The 25180-nt window shown below is 48.2% G+C and carries 26 protein-coding genes and 1 pseudogene; 13 read left to right on the top strand and 14 right to left on the bottom strand.

From position 1 onward, the window contains the following. Positions 1–6: 6 nt before the first annotated feature. A complete protein-coding gene (locus QXJ75_02300) occupies positions 7–1191 on the bottom strand; it encodes a pyridoxal phosphate-dependent aminotransferase (GenBank protein MEM3736911.1) in 1185 nt (394 codons plus the stop codon). Between the two features lie 517 nt (positions 1192–1708). Here QXJ75_02300 and QXJ75_02295 point away from each other — a divergent pair. Together QXJ75_02295 and endA are read left to right on the top strand one after the other, a co-directional pair. After that, positions 1709–2887: a TGS domain-containing protein gene (locus QXJ75_02295; GenBank protein ID MEM3736910.1), complete on the top strand. Its 1179-nt coding sequence runs from the start codon at positions 1709–1711 to the stop codon at positions 2885–2887. A gap of 32 nt (positions 2888–2919) precedes the next feature. Then, positions 2920–3447: a tRNA-intron lyase gene (gene endA, locus QXJ75_02290; protein MEM3736909.1), complete on the top strand. Its 528-nt coding sequence runs from the start codon at positions 2920–2922 to the stop codon at positions 3445–3447. Between the two features lie 245 nt (positions 3448–3692). On the opposite strand, the gene QXJ75_02285 is transcribed toward endA, so the two are convergent. The 4 genes from QXJ75_02285 to QXJ75_02270 all read right to left on the bottom strand — a co-directional run bounded on the left by QXJ75_02285 (position 3693) and on the right by QXJ75_02270 (position 7266). Then, a complete protein-coding gene (locus QXJ75_02285) occupies positions 3693–4220 on the bottom strand; it encodes a Mov34/MPN/PAD-1 family protein (GenBank protein ID MEM3736908.1) in 528 nt (175 codons plus the stop codon). A gap of 378 nt (positions 4221–4598) precedes the next feature. After that, positions 4599–4883, bottom strand: coding sequence for a hypothetical protein (locus QXJ75_02280; GenBank protein ID MEM3736907.1), 285 nt, complete (start codon positions 4881–4883; stop codon positions 4599–4601). 2 nt (positions 4884–4885) lie between these two features. After that, the gene (hisS, locus tag QXJ75_02275; GenBank protein MEM3736906.1) at positions 4886–6214 is read right to left on the bottom strand and encodes a histidine--tRNA ligase; all 1329 of its coding nucleotides are present in this window, start codon (positions 6212–6214) and stop codon (positions 4886–4888) included. A gap of 197 nt (positions 6215–6411) precedes the next feature. Continuing rightward, positions 6412–7266 (bottom strand): ZIP family metal transporter, encoded by an 855-nt coding sequence (locus QXJ75_02270; GenBank protein ID MEM3736905.1) that lies wholly within the window; start codon positions 7264–7266, stop codon positions 6412–6414. 98 nt (positions 7267–7364) lie between these two features. Here QXJ75_02270 and QXJ75_02265 point away from each other — a divergent pair, with 98 nt between their 5' ends. After that, positions 7365–7748 (top strand): CopG family ribbon-helix-helix protein, encoded by a 384-nt coding sequence (locus tag QXJ75_02265; GenBank protein ID MEM3736904.1) that lies wholly within the window; start codon positions 7365–7367, stop codon positions 7746–7748. A gap of 46 nt (positions 7749–7794) precedes the next feature. Here QXJ75_02265 and QXJ75_02260 read toward each other — a convergent pair whose 3' ends face one another. From QXJ75_02260 to QXJ75_02240, 5 genes are all read right to left on the bottom strand, one after another. Further along, positions 7795–8814 (bottom strand): type II glyceraldehyde-3-phosphate dehydrogenase, encoded by a 1020-nt coding sequence (locus QXJ75_02260; GenBank protein MEM3736903.1) that lies wholly within the window; start codon positions 8812–8814, stop codon positions 7795–7797. Positions 8815–8854: 40 nt separating this feature from the next. Then, positions 8855–9697 (bottom strand): coenzyme F420-0:L-glutamate ligase, encoded by an 843-nt coding sequence (locus QXJ75_02255; protein MEM3736902.1) that lies wholly within the window; start codon positions 9695–9697, stop codon positions 8855–8857. Between the two features lie 41 nt (positions 9698–9738). Then, the gene (locus QXJ75_02250; protein ID MEM3736901.1) at positions 9739–10410 is read right to left on the bottom strand and encodes a hypothetical protein; all 672 of its coding nucleotides are present in this window, start codon (positions 10408–10410) and stop codon (positions 9739–9741) included. After that, a complete protein-coding gene (locus tag QXJ75_02245) occupies positions 10392–11483 on the bottom strand; it encodes a hydantoinase/oxoprolinase family protein (protein MEM3736900.1) in 1092 nt (363 codons plus the stop codon). Before QXJ75_02245 ends, QXJ75_02250 begins: the two co-directional genes overlap by 19 nt. A 329-nt stretch (positions 11484–11812) precedes the next feature. Then, complete coding sequence (locus QXJ75_02240; GenBank protein MEM3736899.1) at positions 11813–13012, bottom strand: glycosyltransferase family 2 protein; 1200 nt, start codon at positions 13010–13012, stop codon at positions 11813–11815. A 92-nt stretch (positions 13013–13104) separates the two neighbouring features. Between QXJ75_02240 and QXJ75_02235 the strand changes: the two genes are divergently transcribed. The 4 genes and pseudogenes from QXJ75_02235 (at position 13105) to QXJ75_02220 (ending at position 16595) form a co-directional block, all read left to right on the top strand. Beyond that, a complete protein-coding gene (locus QXJ75_02235) occupies positions 13105–13350 on the top strand; it encodes a hypothetical protein (GenBank protein MEM3736898.1) in 246 nt (81 codons plus the stop codon). Positions 13351–14182: 832 nt separating this feature from the next. Next, positions 14183–15061 (top strand): annotated as a pseudogene (pdxS, locus tag QXJ75_02230) (pyridoxal 5'-phosphate synthase lyase subunit PdxS). Between the two features lie 2 nt (positions 15062–15063). Beyond that, a complete protein-coding gene (pdxT, locus tag QXJ75_02225) occupies positions 15064–15699 on the top strand; it encodes a pyridoxal 5'-phosphate synthase glutaminase subunit PdxT (protein ID MEM3736897.1) in 636 nt (211 codons plus the stop codon). Between the two features lie 221 nt (positions 15700–15920). After that, entirely contained in the window at positions 15921–16595 is a 675-nt protein-coding gene (locus QXJ75_02220) for a 2,5-diamino-6-(ribosylamino)-4(3H)-pyrimidinone 5'-phosphate reductase (GenBank protein ID MEM3736896.1), read from the top strand. Here QXJ75_02220 and QXJ75_02215 read toward each other — a convergent pair. After that, positions 16592–17755 (bottom strand): hypothetical protein, encoded by a 1164-nt coding sequence (locus QXJ75_02215; GenBank protein ID MEM3736895.1) that lies wholly within the window; start codon positions 17753–17755, stop codon positions 16592–16594. The genes QXJ75_02220 and QXJ75_02215 overlap by 4 nt on opposite strands. Positions 17756–17886: 131 nt before the next feature. Between QXJ75_02215 and QXJ75_02210 the strand changes: the two genes are divergently transcribed. From QXJ75_02210 to QXJ75_02200, 3 genes are all read left to right on the top strand, one after another. Continuing rightward, positions 17887–19239, top strand: a complete 1353-nt coding sequence (locus QXJ75_02210) for an APC family permease (protein MEM3736894.1) — start codon at positions 17887–17889, stop codon at positions 19237–19239. A gap of 29 nt (positions 19240–19268) precedes the next feature. After that, positions 19269–19475: a hypothetical protein gene (locus QXJ75_02205; GenBank protein MEM3736893.1), complete on the top strand. Its 207-nt coding sequence runs from the start codon at positions 19269–19271 to the stop codon at positions 19473–19475. 176 nt (positions 19476–19651) lie between these two features. Next, entirely contained in the window at positions 19652–19879 is a 228-nt protein-coding gene (locus QXJ75_02200; protein ID MEM3736892.1) for an Lrp/AsnC ligand binding domain-containing protein, read from the top strand. Positions 19880–20055: 176 nt separating this feature from the next. Here the strand turns inward: QXJ75_02200 and QXJ75_02195 are convergent, their stop codons facing one another. Then, positions 20056–20976: a DUF72 domain-containing protein gene (locus QXJ75_02195; protein ID MEM3736891.1), complete on the bottom strand. Its 921-nt coding sequence runs from the start codon at positions 20974–20976 to the stop codon at positions 20056–20058. Positions 20977–21076: 100 nt separating this feature from the next. Here QXJ75_02195 and QXJ75_02190 point away from each other — a divergent pair, with 100 nt between their 5' ends. Beyond that, positions 21077–21775, top strand: coding sequence for a hypothetical protein (locus QXJ75_02190; protein ID MEM3736890.1), 699 nt, complete (start codon positions 21077–21079; stop codon positions 21773–21775). A 228-nt stretch (positions 21776–22003) separates the two neighbouring features. Here QXJ75_02190 and QXJ75_02185 read toward each other — a convergent pair whose 3' ends face one another. After that, the gene (locus tag QXJ75_02185; protein MEM3736889.1) at positions 22004–22171 is read right to left on the bottom strand and encodes a ribbon-helix-helix domain-containing protein; all 168 of its coding nucleotides are present in this window, start codon (positions 22169–22171) and stop codon (positions 22004–22006) included. A 110-nt stretch (positions 22172–22281) separates the two neighbouring features. Between QXJ75_02185 and QXJ75_02180 the strand changes: the two genes are divergently transcribed. Continuing rightward, positions 22282–22599 carry a hypothetical protein gene (locus QXJ75_02180; GenBank protein ID MEM3736888.1) on the top strand — a complete coding sequence of 106 codons (318 nt, stop codon included), beginning with the start codon at positions 22282–22284 and terminating at the stop codon, positions 22597–22599. Between the two features lie 5 nt (positions 22600–22604). Here the strand turns inward: QXJ75_02180 and QXJ75_02175 are convergent, their stop codons facing one another. Next, positions 22605–23006, bottom strand: coding sequence for a cyclophilin-like fold protein (locus tag QXJ75_02175; protein ID MEM3736887.1), 402 nt, complete (start codon positions 23004–23006; stop codon positions 22605–22607). A gap of 246 nt (positions 23007–23252) precedes the next feature. Here QXJ75_02175 and QXJ75_02170 point away from each other — a divergent pair, with 246 nt between their 5' ends. Then, on the top strand, positions 23253–25154 hold the full coding sequence (locus QXJ75_02170; protein ID MEM3736886.1) for an ASKHA domain-containing protein: 1902 nt from the start codon (positions 23253–23255) through the stop codon (positions 25152–25154). Positions 25155–25180: the final 26 nt, after the last annotated feature.

The following is a 25180-nucleotide window of genomic DNA, read 5'->3' as shown; positions in this document are numbered from 1 at the left end:
AGCCATCTAATTTTTCAGCTGTTTCGCGGCATATTTCTCCACAGCCCTCTTCATCCTCTCCATGGCGGTCTCCAGTTTGTCTCTGGCGCAGGCGTAAGAGATTCTAGTATGGCCTTCGCCAGCCTTTCCGAATGCCACGCCGGGGCTCACAACAATGTGTGCCTCTTGTATGAGATACTTTGTGAACTGTAACGAGTCATTCGTCAGGGCTGAGACATCCGGGAAGACGTAGAAGGCACCCTTCGGGGTTGGGCAAGTCACGTTAGGCATATCTTCCAAAGCTTCGAGGACTAATCGTCTTCTATCCCGGTATTCCCTCAGCATCTCTTCGACGGTCTTTCTCGGCCCCCGTAGGGCGGCCAAGGCTGCCTTCTGGGATATGGAGCTGGCGCATACGTTTATGGCACCTCGAATCTTCAGTACCTGGGAGATAACCTTTGGGTCGGCGGCTAGGTAGCCTACCCTCCAGCCTGTCATCGCGTAGGTTTTAGAGAAGCTGTTGACTATCAATGTTCTCTCAAGACATTGGTCGAACTGGGCGACACTCATAGCCTCGGCGCCTTCGTAGGTGAAGGCGTCGTAGACCTCATCTGAGAGGATGTATATCCCCTTGTCTGCGGCTAGGTCGGCGATCCCTTTCAACACCTCCCTGCTATATACACCGCCAGTAGGGTTGCTGGGGCTGTTAACTATGATCGCTTTGGTATTCTCTCCAACCCTGCTCTCTATCGCTTGGAAGTCCCAGTCGAGGGTCTCCTTGTCGACAGGTACGAAGACAGGCCGTCCTCCAGCAATCTTTATGGCTGAGATGTATGGTGTGTAGCAGGGGTCAGGTACTATGACTTCTTCGCCCGGGTTGACTAGGGTCAGAAGAGCTGCAGCATCCGCTTCCGCGCCTCCCGAGGTCACTAGGACTCCCTCCTCCGGGTTTACCTCTAAGCCCTTTCTGGCGCGCAAGTCTTCGGCGATAGCTTCTCTAAGTTCCAAGATGCCTCTCTCCTCGGTGTAATGGGTAAAGCCTTCCCTAGCCGCCTCCTCAGCCACCTTAACTATATGTGGCGCTGTGGGGAAGTCAGGTTCTCCAACGTTCAAGTAAATGAGATCACTGTATCCAAGTTGCGCTGCATAGTCTCTGATCGCACGATAGAGCGGTCTATCTATGCTCTTAACCCTTTCAGCCAGCTCTTTCACCTGAGATCACTCAACCCTTTCGAATCCAGAATACGTTAAACTATTCATCTTATAACCTTTAACAGGCGGTGAAAGCTTCTCAGGTGCTCAGCTTAGCACCCTAGTGGGCGGCATTTGAATTTCGGTGAAAAGAATTAATATAAACTTAGACTGTTCGGTCTGGTGGAGTTATGCTTTGAAGAAGCAGGTTGTTTAGGAGCGAACCATAAGATAATTGTAAACTGGTTATGAAGAGTGTGAAGGGCAGGATCAGGGTGGAGAAACAGTTCACTGAAAAAGGAGAGAAGTAACCCCTCAGGCGCGCTCGGATTTCCATCTTCAAACCACCATTCGCTATTAAGACTTTTCTCAGTAAGATCCCCTGCCTATCTTCAATAGGTGTAAACATATCACACTTAGCCGACCAATTAGCTTGGTCAAGCTTTAGATGCTTCTGGCGATCAAAACTCGGCTTCGTCTTTGTCGCCCATAGGCGGGGTTAAATTCATTAGAAACTCGAAACTACTCAGTAACAGCTATGCCAACCAACCTACCTCCCATCTGTGCGGAGCTTGAGAAAAAGTATAGGGCAGCCCGCTCCTTACCTGAGAAGATAAAGGCGCTGGAGGAGTACATCAACTCTATCCCAGAGCATAAGGGAACCATGAAGCTCAGGGCCCACCTCAAAACTAGGCTTGCAAAACTGAGGGATGAACAAGAGGAGGCCCGTAAGCGCCGCAAGGCTCTAGGCGGCGGTAGAACCCCCTACGACATTGATAGGGAGGGCGCCGCTCGCGTTGTACTTCTGGGTCTAACCCAGAGCGGCAAGAGCGAGCTATTAAAGGCTCTGACCAATGTCGATGTTGAGGTTGGCAGTCACCCTTACACCACCTCTGTGCCAGTGGCCGGGATGATGGATTTTGAGGACATCCAGATACAGATCGTTGAGGCGCCGGCGTTAATGGAGGGTGCCGCTGAAGGCAGAGCTTGGGGGCTCTCAGTTTTGGGGCTTGCACGAAACTCTGACGGCATCATACTCCTCATAGATGGAAGCAAAGATCTCTCGGAGCAATTGAATCTCATATTAGGTGAGCTTGAGGCCGCGGCAATCTATCCAGAGAGTGAGAGGACCTTTGGGGTAGAGATAGAGCGGACTGGGGGTGGGGGGATTAAGGTCTTCTCAACCAGTGGCAGGTTCGTTGGTGGCGTCCATAAGATCCCTGAGATCCTAAGGAACTCAGGGATAAACAACGCACTGGTCAAAATCTGGGGCGAAGTTGACGAGGAAGACCTGAAGAAAGCCATCCTGCAACATGCTGTTTTTAAACCGTTTATGGTGGTTGTGAATAAACTGGACCATACGCCTCCAGCTGCATTGATGGACGACTTCGTCAGGGAGGTGGGTGATAGATTCGAGACTGTAGGGGTGTCAGCGAAGACCGGGATGAATATTGAGCTGCTGAAGCATAAGATCTTCAGCTTTCTGGGTATACTACGAGTGTACACCCGCCGACCAGGTCAGCCTGGATGTGATAAACCCTTCATCCTCAGAAGGGGCTCGAAGATAATTGACCTTGCCGCAGGGATACATAGCGACTTCGAGAGACGGTTTAGGTTTGCGAGGATCTGGGGGCCGTCAGCAAAGTTTCCCGGTGAGAGGGTTGGCGCTGATACAGAGCTGAGGGATGGTGACATAGTCGAGATTTATATGAGATAGACCAGCCTTTTACTTGTGATGGCGAGGTGCTGATGGAGCAGCGCAAAGTTACAGCCGTACTCTCAGGCAGAAAGGTCTGTGTGCAAGATCTGGCCTCTGGCCAAATTCTCCTCGAACGAGGTTATGGAGATAAAATTGGAAATAGTATAGAATTAGCTCCGTATGAGGCGTTATACCTCCTCGCTGAGGGTTGGCTTGATGTGTTAGATGAGGAGACTGGTGAGAAAGTTGCCTTCAAGGAGTTGCTCGATCTTTACCGTAGCAAGGATAGAAGAATTTGGGCAAGATACCTCATCTATAGAGACCTACGTGAGAGGGGATATGTTGTAAAGTCGGGTTTCGGTTTAGGCGTGGACTTTAGAGTCTACGAGAGAGGCACCTACGGTAAAGAGGCTGCACAGTACATCGTTTACGGTGTATTCGAAGGCGAGCCCATTTTAGTAGGTGACATGGCGAAAGCTCTGAACTACTCAAGCAACCTGAAGAAAGAGATGATACTGGGGGTTATTGAGAGGAGGGGCGAGATAGTTTACTACTCTCTCTCCCAATTCAACCCATAACTCATACAGGTAAGATACCAAACTGTTCGAAAAAACTTATAAACTTCGAACAATAAATTTATAGATGAAGATTCTTCTTAGAGGAGAGAAAGTTAATGGCGAAGAAGAAGAAAGCAGCAAAAAGTAAAAAGTAAATCGAGTTAAGTTCTTCCCTTTTTTCCTAATTACCACGCAACTCATTTATCCCCACATTTTAATCTCTCACAAATCACCTCCCCAGTTTAGTTGATGGCGGCCTCACTTTTCTATTGTGGGATTGCGAGGAAGGTCGGGGCTGGGTCTTCAGGGTTGATGAATCCTCGAACTTTAAAATCGAATCGCCCCAGACTCATCGATAACGTTCCATCCCTGAGATTGTGAAGCTTCATATTTTTCTTCTTCCTACGCAGACTTGAGCCTATTATCAACTCTAACGGGTAGTTGTTATCTTTCCAACTCTCAACATCTACATCGCTGGGGTAAAGGTCATGGTAGGGATACTTGCCTATACGAGTGTGAGAGTGGAACATACCCAAAAACTCTAGACCCATCAGTTGAGATTGAAGTCGTTCCACTCTACTCAAAAGACGAGGTTGCCAGACTAACCCAGAGTCCCCCCTCCTTTTTACCACTTGAAGTGGGAAAGCTAGGAGGCAGCCGTAACTGTCGCCACAGCCATTCTTACCAAAGAGGATGCCTGCGACCTCTCTGGGATAGGCCTCAACGGTTGAGAAGATCATTGTGGCGAGTGCATCTTTATGAATTCTGACCATCTTATGAGACTTGCGTCCCACGCCTTCCACCTTAGAAACCTGGCTCTGAAACGCTAGGTCTCTTGGCGATATGGGTTTTCATTTTCAGCGACTTTATTTAAGCATTAAGTATCTAAAAGTAACTAACAAGATTGAGCTACTAGACGTGGAATACCCCCGCGAGGTAGGGGAAGTTGTATAATGAGCCGTCTTCTCTCTCTATTTTTTAAATAGAAATGTCTTAAAACTTAAAAAGGCTCACTAGAAGCCATCCAAGTTATCTTAAAAAGAGAAAATTTGGCACTTAAACTTGGAAATACCTGGTTTTTGAGACATATTTATTATTAAAAAATAAAATTACCGCTTTTTTCAATATAAAAGCTCCATTTTTCATATTTAATCTAAGCACATGGTTGCCGATCAATCACGTTTACTAAGCAGACTTGCCTTGTGGTGCTCGTCCGTGCAGCTTGAGGGTAGCGTGGCTGAATCTTTCTTTATCTCTACACCGATAGTCCCTTCAACCTCTCGGCTTACTGGGCTGCTTGAGCCTTTATAGTATAGCTGGGCGTATTTACACACTTCACAGATATAGGCGTCGAAGCGGTGACCCTTCGTTCCAGAGCCCAGCATCTCTACTTGCTGTCTGAATATCCTACTAGAACCACAGCTTGGACACTTTGAGGGGGCGATTCTTTTTGGCAACTTCAGGTCTCCCCTGTTTCACTTAGCTTTTTCCTCAGGTAGTTTGTGACATCCGTAAGTTTAACCTCTAACTCATGTCTCTCACGCATATCCCTAACCTTAACCACTCCTCGCTCCTCCTCTTTAGTTCCTGTTATTAACACAAAAGGTACTTTCAAGCTATCGGCGTGCTCTAGTTGTTTTGTTAAAGATCGTCCTTTCAAGTCATAATCTGTGGAGATACCTTCAGCTCTTAACCGTTGAGCCAGTCTCAAAGCTGCACTGCGCACTGAGGACAGAGGGGTAACTATGTAGACTTGAGGCACTCTGGATACATTTGATATGAGTCCCGTCTTTTCAAGGGAGAGCATCAACCGCTCAATGCCCCCAGCTGCTCCTGTAGCGTGGACTTCCCTGCCGTAGGTGGTGCATAGGGCGTCGAACCTGCCGCCGCCTACAAGAGCACCTACCTCCTCGCAGTTCTTGTCGAATACCTCAAAGACCATGCCGTCATAGTAGCCTATCCCTCGGACTATACTCATATCGAATGTGCAACGGTCAATCTTCCCTAGTGCCTCAATGGAATCTTCAATTACCGCCAAGTTTTCTATGCCTTCCTCAAGTCTCGGGCTCTTAGTAACGAGCTGAAGCAGCTCTTTTGAGACCTCCTCTACCCCTCCATTTATCGACGCAAATTTCAGAACTGCCTCAATCTGCTGCTTTGAGAGTCCTATTCCAACAAGCTCAGATTCTACCTCGGTCCTCGATTGTTTCCTAAATTTGTCGACAATTCGTAGCACATTTTCCAGTCGTCCAGGTGTGTGTATTCCAAGTTCAGTGAGTAAGCCTTCTGCAACCTTACGGCTACTGATTCTCGCCTCAACATTCTTCAGTCCTAGTGCCTCCAAGATGTCGAGGCTTAAAGCAATAACTTCAGCGTCAGCCTCCGCCAAGGGGCTCCCAAATATTTCTGCATCCCACTGATAGAAGCACCTGTAGCGGCCGAACTGTGGTTCATCGTAACGCCACATGTTTGAAAAGGCGCAAAGCTTCAGGGGTAAATGCCAGTCAGGGTGGTTTGCTACCATCCTCGCTAGCCCCACTGTGAGGTCGAAGCGTAGCCCTTGTTTTCGCCCAGCTTTATCCTCAAACCAGTAGATCTCATCCCTTATGCTGGGGCCGCACTTTGCTTCCAGTGTCTCGAGGTTCTCGATTGGAGAAGGTTCTACCAACCTAAAGCCATACAGCCTGAGAGTTTCAAGTATCCGTTTCGAAACCCAAAGCCTCACAGCCATCTCCTCGGCTTCGATGTCTCTCATCCCCCGGGGAACCGTAAAGTGTAACTTTGACATATTCACACCTCACGCAGTCAGCTATGTTTGAGCCTTGTACACACTATAGCGTTACTGTTAGGTAAAGGTTTCACTACTTGGCTGCGTTACAGTTCAATTTTTCTATTATCTTTGCAACCATAGATGTTAAATTGGGGGTATGGCAGATTCGTTTGAGTAAAAACATAGTAGGACTGGGTTTGGAATGGGCCCTGAACCTACGAATATTTTAAGGCAAGCATGATGAGGACTCCTAAAATTAACGTGAGGAGCTGCAGTATGGACTTCTTCGGGTGTACCTCCTTATGTAGTTCAGGCACAAGATCAGAGCCTGCCACATAGATGAAGCCTCCCGCAGCGAAGAGCGTCATGACGACTATTAACCCCTCAATATAGGTAGTTAAGAGTAATGCAGTAACAGCGCCGAACATCGCTGTTATAGCAGTTAAAAAGTTTAATGCCAGCGCCTTTGACTTGCTCAACCCGGCGTGCACCAGAACGCCGAAGTCACCTATCTCTTGAGGTATCTCATGTAATATGACTGCGAGAGTTGTTGCGCCCCCTACATGTACACCCGCCATATAACTCGAGCCGATGATTAAGCCGTCGATGAAGTTATGAACGCCGTCCCCGACCAAATTCATAACTCCTAAAGGGTGTGGATGTGCCTCTGAAGTTGGTATGTGGCAATGTCTCCAACGAATCAGTTTCTCAACTACGAAGAAGGTCACTATCCCAACCAAGATGTAGAGTGACATCTCAAGTCTAAATCCCGCCTGCTCGATGACCTCCGGCACCAAGTGAATCAAGGCACCCCCAAAGAGTCCTCCTACAGAAAGGGCGACCAAGTAAAGGAGAACTTCACTAAGGTGCCTCTGGCTTAAGGAGACAGTGAAGATGCCAATAAGCGAAATGAGGCTCACAGCTAACACGCCTAGGAGGCTGTAAAGCCAGGTGTAAGGGTCTATCAAGTACCCGAGAGGAGGAGTGTTGTGAGGATAGGAATCGAGGTGTTCAAGCGGGGTTAAGCCCATCAAAAGCAATACCATGACTGGACTTCCCGCTCTACCCAAATGGATTCCCCTAACGCCAGAATTATTATGTTTATGACGTTTTATTAATAATTTTTATATATAAACTTATAATTTTGCTATTAATTTGGTGAGCTAGAGTGGCGAACATCAGTATATCGATAAGCGGCAAGATGCTTGAAGAGCTGAATGACATTGAAAGAGAGATGGGCTTCTCTGGGAGATCCGAAGCGATCAGGGCAGGAGTCAGGATGCTCCTGGCGGACGTTAGAGAGAAGAAAGCATTGACTGGCAGAGTTAAGGGGGTGCTTCTACTCATTCACGATCATGTGGCTGAGGACTTTGTCACAAAGTTAAAGCACAACTTTCTGGACGTGATCTACACCCAACTTCACAACCGTTTCAGGGAGGATAGATGCTTAGAACTATTCATATTAGATGGAGAAGCGGATAGGATAAGAGAGCTTACAAATTCACTCCAAAGAAGTGGAAAAATAGAATATGTTAAACTGATTATAGCCTAGGTTAAACCAAGCTACTGCGCTGTCAGCTTACCTGCCGGCATCACACTTACTTGATAATCCCGAGCGTGGCGTTAGTCATCTTTATCGACCTATCTGCATCCGAGAGATTCATTGAGGCTCGGATGGCATCCACATTCTCAGGGATCACGTCTGCCTCTTGATGGACTGCTTGGAGATAGTAAAGGTCGCCATCAATCACGGTGACAGATTCACGCCATACGCAGATCTCATAAAGGTCTTCTCTAGGTCTCCCTAGATCCCTCGCATAGTCGAAAAGGTCAGCCGTCGAACCTAAACCGTCACTCTTACTAACGAGAATGATTCTTGTTGTATCCTCTAAAACTTTAACCACATCCTCCGCAGTTGCAGTGGTCTTAAGAGAAGCCATGACAGCGTGAACATGCATGTATGTTGTAGGTACCTTCACAGCGATGGTTACGAAGGGCAGGTGGGGAAGGACCGTGTTGACATCTGGCGCGTGGTGGGATGGAATCTTTGTGGGGTCGGGAACTATTGCGTCGATGGGCCCCCGCTTTGTGTCCTCGGGGTCAGCTCCTCGCCTGACCACTGTGGCGGACGCCTTCTTTATGCCGAATGCTTGATCTACGGCATGCAGAGTTCTGCAAAAGCCGGTGGTATTGCAGGATACACACCGGATATACTTTGCACCTAACGCCTTAGCGAAGTTGCATTGTGCCACGAATGAGACCTCGGCTACTTTCTCCTCCTCGCCTCCTTCAAAGATCGCCCTTATGTTCTGTCTTTCATAAAGTTCAGCCTTATTCTGCTCACCAAGCCCCCCTGGGGTTGCATCTACAATTATGTCTACATCCTTCATCAGGTCGAGAATAGTGCCAGCCGAATCAACTCCGGATTTCTCAAATTCTTTGAGCGACTGCTCAGTCGCCGCATAGACCTTGTATCCTTTCTTGAGTGCCACCCGAGCCTTATAGTCAGGCTTAGTTTTAACTACCCCCATAAGTTTCATATCTGGCTGCGCATGAACAGCGTCGGCAACTCTCTTGCCAATGGTGCCAAAACCATTAACCCCTACCTTAACAACCAATTACTTACCCTCCAGTAATAACCTATCTCATCCAGCCTTTTTAATCTACCCTCCGAATTAGGACTATGGGGTAATGGTCGACGGCCTCCAGCATCTCCCATGTCACACCAGTCAGACCCACCCCGAACCTCTCAGCCATCTCCCAGACTGTCCGCCCAGAACCGTGGCCCCTGATTTGGTGTGAATATTCCGCTAAATCAAGAGCTTCATCAGCATGCAGCCGGCCAAGAGGGTAGACGGCTTTAGGTGTCGACCTAGGTTTCATCTTGAAAAACCTGCCCATTAGGTAGGTTAAGAAACCTCCCCCTGAAAAGATGCCTTCAAAGTTGACATACGTGGGCGAGAGGTGGAATCCTCTCAACGAGTAGGTCTTATCCGAGTCTGTGATGAGGACTATAACATCTCTCCCAGTCGCGTTTCTGATGGCATTGCCTATCTCGGCCGCTGTCGAAGCTGGGTCTCGTAGTGGGAGGCAAGAGTAGGAGTAGGGCAGATTTGATGAGTCAATTCCCCCTTCTGAGCCGAAGCGAAGGGCTTGAAGCATACCCGCAAAATCAAGTGCAACTTGCTTGTGTCGCGCTCCCTCCTCCAACGGGTAACGTTTCAATGTCTCTATCGTTCGTCTTCTCAATCTACAGAGAAACCCGAGGAAATGTCCCCAGAATACTCTCATCCAAAATCGCGCTAAGGCTTGGGCTAGGGGGCCTGGGTTAACCTTACCCTCGTCTATGATGTTACCTTGAGCGACTGAGATAGCCTTCTCCGAGATGGAGATAATGTCACCATCCCTAACCAAACTGCTGACAGCCGTCAGAATCTCCTTTATATAGTCTGTCCCAGGTCTCCAGTATCGAGTTCTAACCCGGCGTACTTTAACCCTCACACCCTCATTACGCCTCCAAGCGCGGTCAGCATAATTTACCTTTAGATCAATATCTCGGTAGAAACAGTAGGACGGCCCTCAAGGATGTCGCACACTCGGTCTGGGTATCTCCCGTTAACTATGTGGCACCTCAGCTTAGAACCCTTCAACACTTTAGGAAGGTATGAGTCTACACAGGTTCGAGGCCTGAAGTTTGAGAGAAGGTCGAGTGTCACCCTCTCCAGTAGCCGTGCATCTCGGTGAAGCTTGGGCTCGACTGTGAATACCCCATCTACATCTGTGATTAACACTAGCCTCTCAGTTTTGATAGTGCGCGCAATATAAGCGGCGATAGAGTCGGAGGTTACATCCCAAGATGGAGGTAAAGAAGTCACTCGCCGCATTAACCGAGAAGGCAAAAGGATTGGGAGTTTACCGCTGTCCGCAACGTGTACTGCCTCTTTGAGGGTAAGAACCATGCGTGAATTCCTGATTTTCTCTGAGAGTAGGAGGCCGTACTGATCCATAGCCACTACAGCTATTCGATGCGAAGTTGCATCTGAAAGGTGGAGCCTCTCAGAATACCACCGAGCCGCGTCAGCAAACCTTCCACCCCCAGGAATCACGAGAAGCCTATGACGGGTAGAGAGGTCTGAGAGCTTTTCAGCTAGCTTCAGTAGAACATTTGTCTCCTCACCCAGACTTCCACCAAACTTCAGAACCGCCTCAACCACTCCAGCCTACCTCCAACAAGCATCGAGGCAGTCATGAGGGCTAAGGCGAAGGCTGTGGAGACCACGGCAACCTCGCCACCCACTAAGCTACCTAAATCTATTATGCGAGTTAAGCCTAGCTTCTCCGCCGCTTTCCTAGCTAAAAAATTCCTGCCGAGCCCAGTTACCAAAACCCTCAAGCCAGCGTTGCGGTAGAGCCCTGTCCGCTTTAATACGTCTCCAAGCCCATCCGCAATCTGGAGGATCTGCTTCTCTTCCACGTATCGTGCAATATGTAAAATATCGCTCTCGTTCAACATCTCTTTATCGGCACAGACGAGTCGCGCAATCCTTGCTATAGCCTCGCTTCTAGACTTGCCCCTGCCGTCAGCCGTCTCGGCTGTGTAGTCCTCTGGTTGAATGTTACCCAAGACGAGATGAATATCACCGGTAGAAGTGAATAACTCCGACGAGACCCTAACCATCTCGCCCCTGAATGGGACGGCATTCACGATCGCCGCAGGATTAGTTCGTAGTGCGCCAGTGTATACGAGCTCCCCGTAAATAAGCTTCTCAAAGTCAGTGGCACCCTTCGCAGCAACCTTGCCTCCAGATACAGGTATTATGCTTGTAGTGGTACTCCCGACATCTATCGCGACGCAGTCTTTAAATAATTGGCAGGCCAGCCAACCTGTAGCAGCCCAGTTGGCTGAGGCTACTTTTAGGGGGGCTTCACGAGCTTCGGCTAACGATACAAGCCGTGAATCAGTGGTTAAGACGTATACCGCTGATCCCTTGAAGGTCTCCTCTAAGAGGCTGAGGATGTGGTTTACTCCCTCCCTCTTCGTCGAGTAGACATCTGAAAGCTCGGCCGTCATAGTGGCTCCTATTGCGTCGAGATGGTTGGACACTGATAATTGATCTCTCAGACTCTTTAGGAGAGAGGCTAGCTGCAACCTTCCAACCTTCCACACAGGAATGTAAGTGGAGGTATTCCATATCAGCTTTGGAGTTTCGTCTTCGACCTTTATCGCCACCGACTTGGTGTTAGCGCCGCCGATATCTAGTCCCAGAACTTTTATTGTATGCCCCACCGCGAACCACCTAACTGCATTATAGCGTATAACTTGGAAACAAATCTACTCAAGTTTAATTAAATAGTAATAGTCGAACGTTACCCCAGCACCCCACCCAATAATTATTTAGCAGAGTAACCCTGCTTGGCACTCTATTTTCTATGCCTACTCTCACGTTGCTAAAATGTAGGGCCGGCGGCGTTTGTGCCTCACCAAGATTTGAGTAGCCAAGAATTTTTGGCAAACGCCAAACGGTTTCAGCCTCCTGCAACATTAGGCTACCAAGTGTTATGTTGCGAGGTCCGCTCGGTGCAATGAGAATTTGGGGTCGACTATTCACACCTTCGTTACCATACACTCTTACTTCCTAAGAGGTATAGGATAGTCGCTCTTATTCTGATCAACCCTAGAAGTTGCCGGTATATGAACATTAAGGGAGCATACGTCATCTTCAGCGCGTTTCGCTTATCACTCGAAAGTAGCCCGGCCACCATCACTGTGAATGCCTCGAGCCCAATATAGAACCCAACAACTAAGGCAACAACCGCCAAAGGCGGATATAGCAGTGAGGCCGCTCCCACCACCCAGAGAGGCCTAGCGAAGAGTAAGGCGAACTCAAAGATTAGGGTGTCCAAGATGAGCATCTTTACACGTCCAATCTTTGGATCGAATATAATGCCCCTATGCTTCGCCAAGGTCTCGAGCAGTCCTCTGTCCCAACGTGTCCTCTGTCTTAAAAGCGCTCTCAGGGTTCTAGGTGTCTCCGTATAACAGACTGCATTTGGGCTGTATGCTACCTTCCCGAGGAGCCTGTAAATCTTCCAAGTTAGATCCAGATCTTCCGTGATAGTGTCAGGGTCGTATTGACCGATCTTCTTCAGGATACCCCGTCTAAAGGCGCCGAAGCAGCCTGAGATCACTATGGCTCCCCCGTAGAAGGCAGTCTGGAAAGACCTGCCCAACTCCATGCTAACCATGTACTCTACGTCTTGAAGTTTAGTTAGGAGGTTACCTTTGTAAGTTCTAACCTTGACGTTCCCCCCCGCAGCGGCTACTCTCTCGTCCCTCAGAGGCCTTAACAGCTCTTGGAAGGCTCCTGGGGCAACTTCTGTGTCATCGTCAATGACCACTATGATCTCACTACTAGCATACGGAATTCCAAAGTTCACAGCTTCAGTCTTCCTCCTCCCACTCTTGGACTTGTGAAGTAAGGTTACCCTCTGCCTGTAAGAGGCGACCTTATTGTAAGTTCCGTTTGTGGAGGCGTCATCAACTACGATAAGCTCTAAATTAGGGTAACCTGAACTCATAATCGACTTCAGGGTGCGGTCAATTACATCTTCACTGTTGTGGCAGGGTATGATCACCGAGATCGGTGGCCCATCATGTTCACCTTCCGACTTTTGTGGCCTAGCTCTGCTGCAGGCTACTACAGAAGCTCTGAAGATCAACCCCCAGACTAGGTCTACGACAAAGCTTAGGGCCAATATTACGAAGATGTCGAGAAGAGTAAGGTTCTGTAAGAGATTCGGCCAGGGGGGTTCCAATCCTCTCCTACCTAAAGCCTTTCAGTGAAAGCTGTCGCTCTATCAACCACACTTCGTAGATGTTATTTAAATGTTAAAACAGAGATGGTAATATGCCTCCGAGGGGAGAACATCCAGTCAGAGACGAGGTAGAGCAGAGACTCCGAATGTTAGATGAACGTGAGGTGGAACGACTCAAAAGGGACTTGAAGGAGACAGTTGATGACCTTGAGGAAATATTAACCATCTGCTTGGATCTGGTCACAGACCTAGACAACTATGGGTACAAGCTTAAGGGCAAGAAGTATCTTGAAGAGATCCAATACCTCATCCAGAAATTTAGGAAGGAGCTACTGTAGCAAACGGCTGCCCAGTTTCACCATCGGCTTGCCCAAATATGGCTAAATGCCATGGTATAATACACCAATCTTGACCCTTCGCCATACCCTGCCGATTGGCGCACATAGCCCACAGCTGCCTCCGTAAATTATATACATGAAACCTTGGGTGGCAAGAAATCTCTTCTACGAGTTTTATAGCTGTTAAACATTGATTTATAAAGAGTAGCAACTATTAGAGTTCGATAGCCATGCAGAAGCATCGCTGTTTGAGGAGAAGATTAGAGATTTGGAAAGAGTTACTTCCGTCACTGGGGGTTTCAGACCTCTACCGACTAATGTGCCGTGTAAAGCGGCACGCCAAGGTGCTCTCATGTAAACCTGAGCACGGCCACATAGCCCTAATTCTAAAATATAATTCTCTCAGAGACCGCATAAACACTAGGGTCCTCCTTTCCAGCTGGGTTGGTAAGAAGAGTTACCGTTCAATTCAGCTGTCAGGATTCAATTCAAGTAAAAGAGCCGCGAAACTTACACCGAGACTGCTCAAAGTCTCTTCTCTCCGTTAAAGTTTTTTTAACTTCCAAAGAATTGATTTTACATTGCCAGAGTTAGCGATTAAAGGAACTGGCTGTGAAATAAACTAGACTAGGCTGAGTAAACTATTTAGGTTGCCCCAGAGAAGAGTGCTTAATCTTAATTAAGTTTATCTTGTCAAGCTTGACGGTAACAGCCTCAACCAGGTGTGGCGCTTCCGCTGTAATAAAGCTTATGAGAATCCCATCCAAATTGGTATAGGAGATCACCGATGGAGAATATTCTAGACGCGGCTGTAGAGAAGAAACCACTTTACGGCACGGTACGCGTCAAGAGAGGTTTCGCGAAGATGCAGAAAGGCGGCGTAATAATGGATGTCACAAATGTGGAGCAAGCACAGATCGCCGAGGAGGCTGGGGCAGTAGCTGTCATGGTTCTAGATAAGCTCCCCGTAGATGTCAGGAAGGCTGGAGGTGTCGCTAGGATGTGCGATGTGAAGGTTATAGAGGATGTTATAGATCATGTGACGATACCTGTCATGGCGAAGTGCAGGATAGGCCACTATATGGAGGCTAAGATTCTCGAGGCGATAGGTGTAGACATGATTGATGAGAGTGAAGTTCTAACTCCGGCAGACGAGCAACACCACATTGATAAGTGGGGGTTCACAGTTCCTTTCGTAAATGGAGCCCGGGATCTGGGGGAGGCTTTGCGGAGGATAGCTGAGGGTGCAGCGATGATAAGGACTAAAGGGGAGGCTGGGACTGGGGATGTGGCTGAAGCGGTGAAACATATGAAGCTAGTCATGGGAAAGATTAGGGAGCTTAAGAGCACTACTGAAGAGCAGTTGCTCGATGTATCCAGAGAATACAAAGTACCTCTCGAACTTGTCAAAGAGACAGCAAACCTTGGGAGGCTCCCCGTGGTAAACTTTGCGGCAGGAGGCATAGCTACCCCCGCTGATGCCGCGTTGATGATGTGGCTCGGCGCCGACGGAGTTTTTGTGGGTTCAGGCATCTTCAAGTCCGATGACCCTCTCGAGCGGGCTAAAGCAATAGTCTTGGCTGTCACTCACTGGGATAAGCCAGATGTGCTCGTCGAGGCATCGAGAATGATAACCGAGAAGAAGTCTATGCCTGGTCTGGCTGTCAAAACCTTAAAGCCTGAAGAGTTAATGCAAACTCGGGGCTGGTGAGAGTGCCCTCTGAGCCTGAGTTAAAGATCGGCATCCTAGCTCTCCAAGGTGCCGTCTCTGAGCATGTCGAAGCGTTGCGGACAGCGTTAGAGCAAACTGGACATAGAGGGCAAATCCTTTTGGTAAAGGAACCAGCAAAGCTGGAGGAGGTTCACGGCCTTATCATTCCCGGCGGAGAAAGTACTACTATAGGGCGGTTGTCTCAAATTCTGAAGCTTCAGGATAGATTAGCCCAGGCGGCGGCAGATGGAATGGCAATCTTAGGAACCTGTGCGGGTATGGTTCTAATGGCGAAGGAAGTTTCTGACGCGCGGCTTGGCGATATTGGTCAACCTACTCTGGGCTTGATGGATATCCGAGTTGTTCGTAACGCCTTTGGGAGGCAGAGGGAGTCGTTTGAAGCCGAACTGGAAATCCCAGCGCTTGGGGGGTCCCTATTTCCAGGGGTCTTTATCAGGGCTCCTGTGGTAGAGAAGGTTTGGGGTGCTGCAGAGGTTTTAGCACGATATAATGGTAAGGTTGTGGCTGTTCAAGAGGGCAATATGATCGCTACAGCATTCCACCCAGAACTCGCAGATGACACTCGCCTTCACCAATATCTAATAAAGAAAATTCTGCGGTCGCCTCTCCTATCCTAAGACTTGTAGAGCTGCAAATCTAGAGTTCAACTAGGAACTGGCGGCCCTTTGTTCAAGGTGAAAAGTTTAAAGCTGTTACTTTGCGGTAGTTCGTCATCCTCTCAGTGTGGTGCCTCTCAGGTAAACTTATGTTGAAACGGTAGTCAGCCGAATTAAAGGTGGGCTGTATGCTTCTCTTGTCTTAATCATCTTTAAATAACCATCATACAATATGCGCGTCGGTGTCCTGTTTGGGAAGACCTTACGTGGTTGTCGGAGGTTTTATGAGCGTAGATGGTAAGACTGCTCCTAAAAACCTTCAAGGGCGTGTGTTCATGCCTTTGATGGGGCGCCGTCTGCAGGAAAGGTTGCATCGTCTGAGGTCTGAAGTTGATTGTATATTGGTTGGTGTAAAGACTGTGCTCACCGATAACCCTAGGTTAACTGTTAGGTTGGTTGATGGTAAAAGTCCTCTTCGCGTTGTTTTGGATAGTAAAGCCAGAACTCCCCTGAACTCGGCGGTGTTAAATGTCAAGGAAGCACCCACCCTGATAGCTGTCTCGCGTTCAGCACCTCCGTGTGCTGTCGAAGGGTTAAGGGGTGCTGGTGCTGAGGTTGTTGAGTGCGGCGACACTAAGGTTGACATCAGAAATCTTCTAGAGAAACTCTACGAGAGAGGGGTTAGGAGACTGCTAGTAGAAGGGGGTAGCGAGGTGAGATGGAGTTTCCTGTCGGAGGGGGTGGTGGACGAGTTATTCGTCTGGGTTATGCCCATGATATGGGGGGGAAAAGATGCTCCCACCATAGTAGACGGTGAAGGTTTTACTTCGCCTCGAGAGGCTATTATGCTTGAACTTAAACAGTTGGAAGTAGTAGAGAATATCATTACAATGAATTTTCTTGTTAAGAAAACCTAGATGGTTGAAAGCAGAGATCTATACCTCCGTACATCACCACCACTCATAGCAACTAAGTCTTCAACTTTCCTGGTCACATCAGTCGAGTCCAAAACTTGGCATGCTAACTCATACCCGTCTTTCAAATCTTTCACCTTCTCAGCCAGATAGAGCACGGCCCCCGCATTTATGAGCACTAGGTCACGTCTCGCTCCCCGATCTTTTCCGGCTAAAATTTTCAAGACAACTTTCGCGTTCTCTTCATGTGTATCCTTTGCTCTGACTTCGTCTGGGTCGCCTAGCTTCACTCCCAAGTCTTCCGGGTGAATTTTGTAGGTTTCGATCTCGCCATTATGCTTGAGTTCGGAGACAACGCTATCCCCAAGATTTGAAAGCTCGTCGATTATTATTTTTTCACTTCTCCCGTATCCTATGGTCACGAGCGCTCGCTCTTGCCCAACAATTGAGAGAACCCTGGCGACCATTTCTGTGTCAGGGATGGAGATTCCTCTAATCTGTCTCTTAACAGAGAAGGGATTCAAAGAGGTTGCTATCATCAACCTCAGAGAACTAATCAAAGGTAATATGACAGGTGCGATTGGGAGGTTTCTGAACTTCAGAATAGGTTCCATCCAGGGGTATATACCTGCCGAAGCCCATACCGCCGTTCCCACTTCCTTTAAACACTTTTTAACTACATCGGGTGAAGCGTCGACCTTCACGCCTAACGTTACAGCTAGGTCTGCAGCTCCAGTCTTAGATGAGAAGGCTTTGGCTGCACTTTTAATTGTTAGGGCGCCAGCAGCAGATGCAACAATTAACGCAGGCGTTGTTACATTGATAGTCTTCAGTGTATCTCCTCCAGTGCCTCCTCCAGTAATCACCGGCTCATTCACGTCGAATTGGAATTTGAACAGTTTCGATTCATCCACCGCCGAAGCCATACCAGCTAATTCGTCGACTGTAACCCCTTTCACAGTCAATCCGCCGAAGAAACTGGCTACCAAGACTTGGGCTTCAGCTCTCTCCTCTTTAAGAAGGCAAAAGAGTCTGTTCGCAGCTTCTTTCGCTTCGTTTAGGGTCAAGTCTTCTTTGCGCATTATCTTTACTAGGATCGGTGTCCACCATAACATCTCATCCGGGTACCTAGGGGACTCTAATGATACGTCACTCCGCCCCAAATTGGAGCCTCCATTCAGACGCACCATCTCTACACGAGATGTTTTACTTAAAAATGAGTAGAAACTTATAAATATTGAAATAGATTCAAGCTCTCTGTCTTCACATCTCATTTATGGGTGATTACCAAAAAATGAGTATATCTAAATCTGAATTGAAGACAGGGACTCTAGGGGTTCGAGAGTGCGCAGCTATTTGTATAGGTGGCATGATTGGGATAGCTGTATTCGTTTTACCTTCACTTACAGTTACGCTAGCTGGACCAGTTGCAGTGCTGGTTTGGGCTCTGGCAGGCTTACTCATGTATATCATATCTTTAAATTTCGTGGAGCTGGCAACCGCTTTCCCTAAGGCTGGAGGCATATATGTTTACCCATATGAAACCTTTGGGAAGAGCAAAGGCATCAGAATCTTCTCCAGTTTCCTAACTGGTTGGCTTTACTGGTTCACATTTGGTGTAATAGCTCAAACCGTAGGGGCAACATATCTAGCTCAACTCATATCAACTCTAATTCCGGGATTTGAAAAGTATACAATGTTGGTGTCTGTTTTATCCATAGTAGTCGTTTGGGCGATAAACTGTTTAGGAATAAGGCTTACAGGTTTAGTAAATACGGCGCTCACAGTTCTACTCCTCCTCTTGATGCTCTTTTATATAGTGGTCGGGATTTTCAACGTGAACCTTAATTACTACACTCCTATCGTGGCTGGTTACATGGGTTTCAGAGGTAGCTTAATAGGGATAACTATCGCTTGGCTTGGCTACACGGCTTGGATAGCTCTAACCTCTGTCGCAGAAGAGGTTAGGAAGCCCCAAGAGACCATACCTAAAGCTATTTCCATCGCCTTCCTCATCACCACCGTTTTCTATTTTCTAACATTGCTGATTACTTTTGGAGTTGCACCATGGTCTGACTTCACCCCTGAAAACAGCTTCGCTTACCACGCACCTCTATCCTATGCTTCCACAAAGTTCGCTCCTTGGCTTGCTCCCACGATCTCTTTAGCCACGATAATAGCTATTATAACCACCATGATCGTATTGTTCCTAGACAGCAGCAGGGTCCTCTTGGCAATGGGTAGGACGGGTATATTCCCCAGCCAATTTGCATATGTTCATAGGCGATTCAAGACGCCTATAGTTTCACTAACTGTTCTACTTGTGCTTTCAATTATATTAACTGCCTACCCACATCTAATCTACTTTCTAATTCAAATGGGTGGCGGCAACTTTGGAATCATATGTTCTATATGCAGTCTGTCAGTAATCTTCCTACGGAGATATAGGAAAGATGTTAAACCTTCGTTCAGGGCTCCCGGTGGAGTTGCTCTGCCAATAGTGGCGGTTGTTATTGTGGCAGTGGTTATGACCCAGTATGAAAGCGCTGTTTACTACCTTACATTGGGTTGGGTTGCGGTTGGTTGCGTTTACTATGTTATACGACGCGCCACAAAGACTGGCATATTTAGGTCATCCGTGAGGTAGAATAACTAAAGTTACAATAGGTGGTTAAGTTGCATGGGGAGAAACCTATTTACCTAAGCGAAGAAGAATACGAGAAGCTCATCGAGGCAAAGAAATTATATGAGGTTGACACGGGGGAAGAGATAAGTCTCGGCGGCTTTGTGTCGCTTCTGACATTAACCTACATGGTTTTTAGAGAAAAGAGAGGAAAAGCTGAGAGCATATACCTCAAAGAGTTAAATAATAGACTAAAATAACACCCCAGACCGCCTTGAATCAGTCCGCAAACTCGGTTTTTGATCTGTTTACTGTAAAAAATGAAGTCGAAAATTCGGGTTGGTTGCGGGGTCATCTTCGATAAACCTTTCTAAAAAGTGATTGGGAAGCTTTAAAAGATGTTTACCTCCAAATAAGTATCATTGGAGGGTATGGGTTGGCTGTAGTTGTCTACGTCCTAATGGTGACAAAAATAGGTAAAGAGTACAGCGTGAGGCAGGCTCTGGAGAAGATTAAGGGTGTATCTGAGGCCCGGACAGTCTACGGCGAGTTTGATGTGGTAGCCAGACTAGAGACACCCTCACTTAAGGAGCTTGACGCTATAGTGACAGAGATGCGGAAGATCGACGGGATAATCAGAACCGTAACATTAATTTCGGCTTGATGGTTAGAAGGCTCCTGGCAGCCTTTTTACCACCATTTTTCGTTCCTATTTTCTTTGGTAGATGTAAGGATTAGCTTGAGTTTTTGAGGGCTGAGCATATAGTTGGGCTATCTAAAGTCTCCAACCCTCTTAGAACATCACAGATATAATTGCCATACTTAACCAGCAAATCAGGTCTACCCGATAATTTTTTCCGCAGCCCTAACTAACTCTTCCAAGTTCTGGAAACTTCTAGCTGTTATCCTCTCCAAGATCGTGTACACTGGTAACTGTTTGTCAGGTTCTAGGTCGAAGAGTCTCCAACCAAGGTACCTCTGCAACTTTGCTAGGGTTGTAGGGAACCTGGTCTTCTCGAATACCTTACGAAAGGACTCAACCCCATAGGTGCCAGTTAGCGGGGGTAATTCATCTCTCTCCAAGTATGTACGGAACCTTATGGCGTCGTCGAACATAGATAAGTTGTTGAATAGGACGTATACGTCCCCACGCCTCGCAAACTTTGCTATCTTTCTCCTAAGTAGCTTCAACTCCTCATCAGAGTATTGATAGTAATATAGTCTACTCCCTAAGCCGTGGAGCCTTACATAGACCATTCGCCCAGCGTATACCGGTTCTCTGATAAGGGGGTCTGTAACGTGAACTACACCGTAATCTCTCAAGAGTTGCCCAAGTCTCTTACAGGCATGGCCTTCTAACCACTCTGGGCCGCGTGTCTCCCAGAGGAGGGTTAACTCGCCCCCCACAGCCTTGAAGAAACATTCCGCCGCTAGGAAAGTTCTATCTAGCGGCTTCACTGAAGCCGGCGTCTGGATGAGGAGTAGCCTCGATCTCAGAGTTTTACATATCTCCGCCATCCGCCTGTAGGATTCGAGGCACTCTGGGGTTGGTTCAAGTTTGTAGATGTGGCTTATGCTCTTATGGGCTTTTACCGTAAACTCAAAACTCTCAGGTGCCTCCTTTCTCCACCTCTCAGGAAGTTGAATTTTGGGAATCGTGTAGAAAGTCGAGTTGACCTCGACTAGATCTAGCGACTGATAGTATCTGGACTTAGCAACTGGAAAACCACAGCAGCCAACTTTGACGGCTAGACCCCTCAGCCCCTAAAAGCCCCCGAGCGTAGCTCGTTAATTCTTGCTGCGGTGGATTAATAAGGTTGCCCCTGTAATAAAAAGAGGCTTAAGCTAGAGTTGAAAAAGTTTGAGGAACGTTAAGCCGCCAGTGGGGGTGAAAGTCAAGAGCCTTGAAAGCTTTGCACGACTCTCTCTCGCAATAGTAGATTCTCCCCCCCTACTCTGGCATTTCAAGTATGAGAATGAACACTACCTGGGGGTCTTCTCCGTATATATGTTCTGGAAGGGTGACATCCCCCTCTTCGCCTATATACCCTTGAAGGATAACCCAGGGGCTTTTCTTGCCTATAGGAGTGATGGGGGCGAGGAGTGCCTATTCACAGACAGTTTCGAGGATACGCGATATGTTTACGCTCCAGTAATAACCCTAAAGGATGCCCCAGACATCTTCAGAGAGTCTCTCATGGGAAAGCGCCCCACCCTCCAGAAGCCGCTCACAGTGGAGCTTGACAACCTTTACTCCATGATGCGCCTTCTATTCCTAGTCTCCACCAAAGAGTACACCTCATTTCCAATCTGGCACTTCAAGAGAGGCGGAGATCTCTTACTAGGTGTTTGCATACCCTTCGAACACTTTTATGAGGCTAACGCGCTACCGGTATTCTTCTACCTGAGATTAAAGAGCGAGCCTCGCGGGCCTTTCCTCCGATATATGACAGCTAAGACCAAGGGCGAGACCCTTGAATACGCCAGATCCACTGGCGATACAAAATTCTTCTACGCCAAGATCATCGACGTAGAGGACATGCCCCTCTTCAAAGGATAAGGCATGTCTATAGGTCTTTTTTCGCGGTATTTCCTGACATTTTGCACAGCATCCACTTCCGTTCCAGCCCAATCCGCTCCTCTAAAAAGAATGGCTTGCAATACATTGCGGTATGGTCAGACCGGTTGCCTTATCTGGGGTAAAAAAATTCTAGCTACTGCAGCTCTAACAGACGGCTGGACACGGTCTCTGAGGTAGGTTCGGGCGGCTCTTCTCGGGTGCGTGCCCTTAGCGTTGTGGTTGTCGCAGCCAGAGTTCATTCTTGAGGAGATCCCTGACCGCAGCGCGGATTAGGGCGCTCCGGCTATTATACATATGTGTTCTCACAAGTTCGTCCATCCCCTCAACCAGTGCCTCTGGCAGCTTTACCGTGATCAGCTTCATCACTACAGGCATTACAACCACCACCCGTAATTAAATCGACTTACCAAACTTAAACTTTACCCACTTTGCTGCCGCGAATCTTTTTTAAAAACCTCGAGATATTAATTGAAAGGTGAGCAAAGATGGGTGGAGAGAAGAAGAAAAGTCTCGCACAAATGGAACGCGCTCAGACACAGAAAGCGGAACAACCGCAACCTAAGGGAGGCAAGTCTCCTCAAACTAAGTCCTATACGAGTAAGGTTGGGAAGGTTGACAGTGAGAGTATCACCCGCGAGATCATGAAGATGAAAGTGTTAACTCCGTCCGCGGTAGCTATGCAACTGGGTGTGAAGGTGAGCCAAGCGAAGGATATCCTAGAAGGGTTGGTACAGCAGGGCATTGTAGAGTTGGTGAGCAGCTCGTCACGCCTGAAGATCTATAAGGCCGCTCCTCCTATGTAGAGTTTCTAACCGTGCGCCTTTTCCACTCTGAGAGTCATCCCGCTCCTGATAGAGGCGAATAGTTCGAGATTCTTGGTAACCCTCCCCACAATGTTTACTGGGCTATAAGGTTGAGATTTCCCATAAAAGATGCAGAATGCGCTGCCTATTGGCCAGTAGGCTAAGGTTCCAGTCTCAACCTTGGCCTTAGCCTTCTCCATTCCCATCTTTACTGGGATCTCAAAGTAGATCTCCTCATTCCAGAGAGAAGCCTTACCTTCCAGAGGCAGGGCTCTCAGTATCCCTTCGACTGTCCGAGGCGCCAAGAACCTCACCAGCTCGCCTTCAGCCTCATCTAGCCCCACAGCAATTATCCGAATCCTAGTCCTTGAAAGGTCTCCTGAACCTCCACCCTTATGATAACCCACCTGATCACTGCACCTAGACATGGTAGTTAATGATCCTCGAGAAGCCAACTTTTATCTCCTTCCGTTCTCTATAAGCTTTTAGGCGCCCGCAGCGGAGAGATAGATCCCACCAGCGTCTTAGCAGGAGAGCCAGTCTTCACCATTCTTCACCTTCGTTGACTCGTGGGTCATTCTCCAAAATATTTATCTAAACTTGCCCGTCTATTCGTGCAGACGTATACTCTGTATAACTAATCGGCGTTGGGTATGTCTCCGGATCTAGAGAAATTTGCTGTAACCTTCCAGCCGATGGGTAGGCGGGTGGCTGTTAGGGAGGGCGCTTCTATCCTGGAGGCGGCTCAGGCGGCTGGAGTTGTCATTTGGAGCGTTTGCGGGGGAAAAGGCACTTGTGGGAAGTGTAAGATTCTGCTCAAGAAATCGGAGGCTACAGAGCGCGGGGTCACACACAAGTTCCTGTCCGAGCGTGAGCTCGAGCTAGGCTATCGCCTAGCCTGCCAGACACATGTAGAGGACGACATGGAAGTTATAGTCCCGCCTGAGAGTCGCCTCATAGGTGAGCAGATACTGTCCAGGTCGAACCTCGCATTGGAGAAACTTAACCCTGCGATCTTAAAGTTGGCTCTACATGTGCAAGCTATTGGAGGAAGTGAACCACAGGTTGAAAGTCGAATACTGCAGGAGGCAGCTACTAAGTTATGCTTACCGGATTTGTGTTTGGGTGAGGATTTACGGGATTGCCTGAGAAGTCTATTGTCCGCGGGAGGGGGGGAGGTCACATTTACGATAAATGTGAGCGGGGCTTGTCCGGGGGTCTTAGGCGTTGAGCTTGGGGATACTACGGCGCGGAGTTTCGGGTTGGCAGTAGATTTAGGGACGACAACAATAGTCGCCTATATGGTAGATATTAACACTGGGGGTGTTTTAGCTAGTGCTGCAAGTTATAACGGGCAGATAGCCTACGGGGAGGATCTGCTCTCAAGAGTTAACTTCGCTGCGAGGAGCATCCGCAACAGGGAGGTTTTGAAGAAGGCAGCGGTGGAGACTCTGAATAGCTTGATATCAAATCTAGCTGCTAAGAGCGGCGTCAAGTCTGAGGAGGTGGTGGATGTCTGCTTGGCTGGTAACACCATTATGGTATATCTCCTCGCAGGTCAGAACCCTGCCCCCCTACTAGACGCTGACGCTAAAGTAAGCCTAGATCCCCTCATACTCAATGCTCAAAGCCTAGGCCTTAAGGTGAGTCCCCGAACTAACGTATTCTGTCTGCCTTCGGTGAGTAGGTATGTTGGCGGTGATGTAATAGGCGACATCCTTGCCTCAGGCCTATTTAACGCCCCAGAAATTTCTGTCCTAATAGACATGGGAACTAACGGTGAAGTAGTAGTGGGGAGTAAGGGGTGGGGGTTCTGTAGCTCCTGCGCTTCAGGGCCAGCTTTTGAAGGTTGGGAGATCAAATTCGGTATGAGAGCTGTGGCTGGGGCTATAGACCACCTTAAAATCGACCGTGAATCCCTGAAGGCTCGGTATACCGTGATCGGTGGCGGAGAGGTGAAGCCTTTGGGAATCTGCGGCTCAGGGCTTATAGACGCTGTGGCTGAGATGTTCCTATCAGGAATATTGAACCATTTGGGTCGGTTTAGACCTCGCAAGTCGAACTTCGTGAGGATGGGTGCAGAGGGTCCAGAGTATCTTATAGCGCCTGCCAGCGAGACAGCACATGGAAGAGATATCGTTATCACACAGAGAGATGTTGAGAATCTTCTTCAATCCAAGGCGGCTGTCTGCGCTGCTGTTTCGATACTATTGAATAAATTGAGGATTACCATAGAGGATGTTCGCCACCTATATCTGGCTGGGGCGTTCGGAAACTATGTCGACCCGAGGAGCGCAGTTGCGGCCGGAGTCTTTCCAGAGTTCCCGAGGGCAGAGGTCGTCCAGCTGGGGAACGGAGCCATTGCGGGTGCTTATCTCACGCTCCTTTCAGTCGATAAGCGTAGGGAAGCCGCGGAGATAGCCAAGATGATGACTTACTTCGACTTGAGTGCAGATCCAGACTTTATGGAGGAGTTCAATGCAGCCCTCACACTGCCCGGGAAGCCTGAACTCTTCCCTTCAATGCATCAAAGTAACGTGAACTCTCAAACATAGAAATAAAATCGGCGGCTCTCCAAGAT

It is taken from the genome of Candidatus Bathyarchaeia archaeon (genome assembly GCA_038883335.1).
Lineage (GTDB): Archaea > Thermoproteota > Bathyarchaeia > Hecatellales > Hecatellaceae > JAVZMI01.
Note: the sequence above shows the minus strand (reverse complement) of the source record. Positions and strands in the feature narration are given on the sequence as shown.